The sequence below is a fragment of the Methanosarcinales archaeon genome (assembly GCA_014859725.1).
Taxonomy (GTDB): Archaea; Halobacteriota; Methanosarcinia; order Methanosarcinales; family Methanocomedenaceae; genus Kmv04.
Genome location: JACUTQ010000224.1, coordinates 1 through 2,914, shown reverse-complemented (window position 1 = coordinate 2,914; position 2,914 = coordinate 1). Strand labels below are relative to the sequence as shown.

2 protein-coding genes and 1 pseudogene are annotated in these 2,914 nt (G+C 43.3%); 2 read left to right on the top strand and 1 reads right to left on the bottom strand.

Annotated features, from left to right (window positions below):
* Window positions 1-121, top strand: a pseudogene (locus IBX40_12465) (ISAzo13 family transposase).
* A gap of 6 nt (window positions 122-127) precedes the next feature.
* On the opposite strand, the gene IBX40_12460 reads toward IBX40_12465, so the two are convergent.
* Entirely contained in the window at window positions 128-1,321 is a 1,194-nt protein-coding gene (locus IBX40_12460) for an MFS transporter (GenBank protein MBE0525122.1), read from the bottom strand.
* Between the two features lie 137 nt (window positions 1,322-1,458).
* Between IBX40_12460 and IBX40_12455 the strand changes: the two genes are divergently transcribed.
* Window positions 1,459-2,652 (top strand): bifunctional 5,6,7,8-tetrahydromethanopterin hydro-lyase/3-hexulose-6-phosphate synthase, encoded by a 1,194-nt coding sequence (locus IBX40_12455; GenBank protein MBE0525121.1) that lies wholly within the window; start codon window positions 1,459-1,461, stop codon window positions 2,650-2,652.
* The last annotated feature ends 262 nt before the right edge of the window (window positions 2,653-2,914 follow it).

Genomic DNA, 2,914 nt, shown 5'->3' with positions numbered 1-2,914 from the left:
CAAAATTGAACATAGAATGTTCTGCCATATTACACAAAACCGGCGTGGAAAACCATTAGTGAGTCATGAGGTTATGGTAAATTTAATAGGAAGTACTACAACAAAAAAAGGTCTGAAAATAGGTATTTTATTCTAATGTCTCACGCAAGAAAAATGCTATGAAAGTAGCGAACAGCACCAGGATACCCAGAGTCATAAAACTGGTTCTGGCATCTGCAAATTCCATTATAGTACCTGCCACCACCGGTCCCGAGGCACCCCCCAACCATCTGACCATATTTAATACACCTATGGAGGTGCCAAGAATTCGTGGGTCTTTCTTGACCACCTGATCAGATAGGATAGCAGTGGATAGTGTAACTACAGGTCCCAGACATAAACCCACGAATCCGAAATTAATTGAGATTATTATCGGACTCATAGTATCAAATGTCAATAACAAAAGGGCTGCCCCTCCCAGAATGATCATAGTGATAAGAGGGGTTTTCCTTCCAACGGAATCGCTGATTGATCCTGTAACCGATGCTCCCAGGCTGCTGGTTATGGCATACGGAACAAATATTAATCCCATCTGAACAGAGGAGACAGTCCCGGCTGCAAAGAACGGGAGAGTAAATGAGGCTCCTATAACCGCTAATGAACATAACATGCTGACAAGTCCTGTAAGTACCAGGGTCCGGTCCCAAAACATTAGCAGGGTTGACTTTGCAATTTTCAAAATCCCGAAATCGGTATCCAGACTTTTTGGACGGGTCTCATTTACCCAAAGACTGCCTATGGCCACTAAAAGTGAGGCCCAGAACATGGATAAGAACACGGTCCTCCATCCAAATAAACCCCCAACCACCCCTCCCAGGATGTAACCACCAACTGTACCAAGTCCGATAGCCATACTGATGAATCCTATACCTTTGCCCCGTTCCCTTATTGAGTAGATGTCTCCACCAATGGCGTATGCAGTAGGGAGGAACATTGCAACACCCAGACCTGAAAGTGAACGGGCGATGAGCAGCTGTTCTGCTGATTTTGCTAATCCGAATATTAATAATCCGATACTAAATGTCAGGATGCCAATAATGATAAAAGGACGGCGGCCGTACTTATCAGACAACATCCCAATAGGAATCTGGGGTATTGCCATAAATACCATGAATGAACCCATAATCACTCCCATAAAGGGTTTTGCCACATTTAGATCTTCTGAGACCGCAGGCAGCATAGGAATTAATGACAAAATTGCCATGAATTCTATGAACAGCCCTATGGAAATAATTGACATTATCCTTGTGCGGTGGACTTTGCTGTCGTACTGTTCTGGCATTGGGGATGAAAAGCTGGTGTGGGTTTATAAGTTTACCCAAAAACAAATGTTTTGTTCCATTTTAGAATATTGAAAGTCAGCTCTTAGGTATCCTTAAATACTTTTTTATCATTAATGTCGGTTCGAGGTGTAAAATATTGTTTTTAGTAGGAGAAGCACTCATTGGTGAAGAACCAGAACTCGCACATGTTGATATTATTATCGGTGATAAAAACGGTCCGGCTGGACAGGCATTCGCCAACGGATTTACCCAGCTCTCAGCTGGTCATACCCCCTTATTATCTGTTATAAGACCCAACCTGCTCACAAAGCCAGCTACACTCATTGTACCCAAGGTTACGGTAAAAGATATGGATGATGCGGCCAAGATATTCGGCCCTGCCCAGACTGCCGTAGCACGAGCTATTGCCGATGCAATGGATGAAGGTATTATACCAAAGGAACAGGCTGAAGACCTGGTGATTGTGGCTAGCGTGTTCATTCATCCGAAAGCCGATGATTACAGCAAGATATACAGGTATAATTACGGTGCTACCAAACTGGCAGTACAAAGAGCAATGGAAGGATTCCCTGATGTGGAGACGTTAATGCACGAGAAGGACAGGACCATGCACCCGATCATGGGATTCAAGGTTGTCAGGTTGTGGGACCCGCCATATCTTCAGGTCGCCATCGACATCCCGGATATAGAATTCGTGAAAAAGGTATTGAAGCAGCTACCACAAAGCGACCACCTCATTCTGGAAGCGGGCACGCCTCTTATCAAGAGGTATGGTTTAAACGTTGTAGAGCAGATGCGTGAGGCCCGACCTAACGCCTTTATTGTGGCTGACCTGAAGACCCTGGACACAGGCAACCTGGAAGCTAGAATGGTAGCAGACGCAACCGCAGATGCTGTTGTCATCTCAGGACTTGCACCTATATCAACTATTGAGAAGGCTATAAAAGAAGCTAAGAAAACCGGTATTTATGCATATATCGATATGCTGAATGTAGCAGATCCTGTGAAGGTGCTAAAGGAATTGAGTGTCAAGCCGGATGTTATCGAACTTCACAGAGCCATTGATGCAGAGGACAGCGCACATGCATGGAGTAGTATCCCAGAATTGAAGAAAATCCATCCAAAATTACTGATAGCTGTAGCAGGCGGTATTGGCAAGCTTGAAGAAGGTGCAGCCAGAGTGACGGACGCAACTGATGCTGGTGCCGATATCATGGTTGTTGGCAGAGCCATTACCAAGGCAAAGGATGTTAGATCAGTTGCTGAGATTTTCCTAGAAGAAATGCATAAAGCAGAGATCGATCAATATAGAGTTATGACTGATTTCTAGTATTGAAGTATAGAATACCAACACTTTGGAGGGGATTTACTCCCCCCAACATTCTTTTTTTTTGGTATATAAAGTATAAATTTCTCCGATATATTGAGAACAAAAGCAATCCCTCAAATATGAGGGAATGCTAAGCAAATTACCTGACTGGGTATATCCAATGTTTAGCCATAACTACAATTGATTTGCACCCGAAGGGTGCTTTCTTGTGAATTAATAAAATTTATCAACTTATATATCTCATCAAATATTAATCACACAT

Coding starts and splice junctions, on each gene's coding strand:
- IBX40_12460 (MBE0525122.1), bottom strand. CDS start 1,321: ATGCCAGAACAGTACGACAGCAAAGTCCACCGCACAAGGATAATGTCA.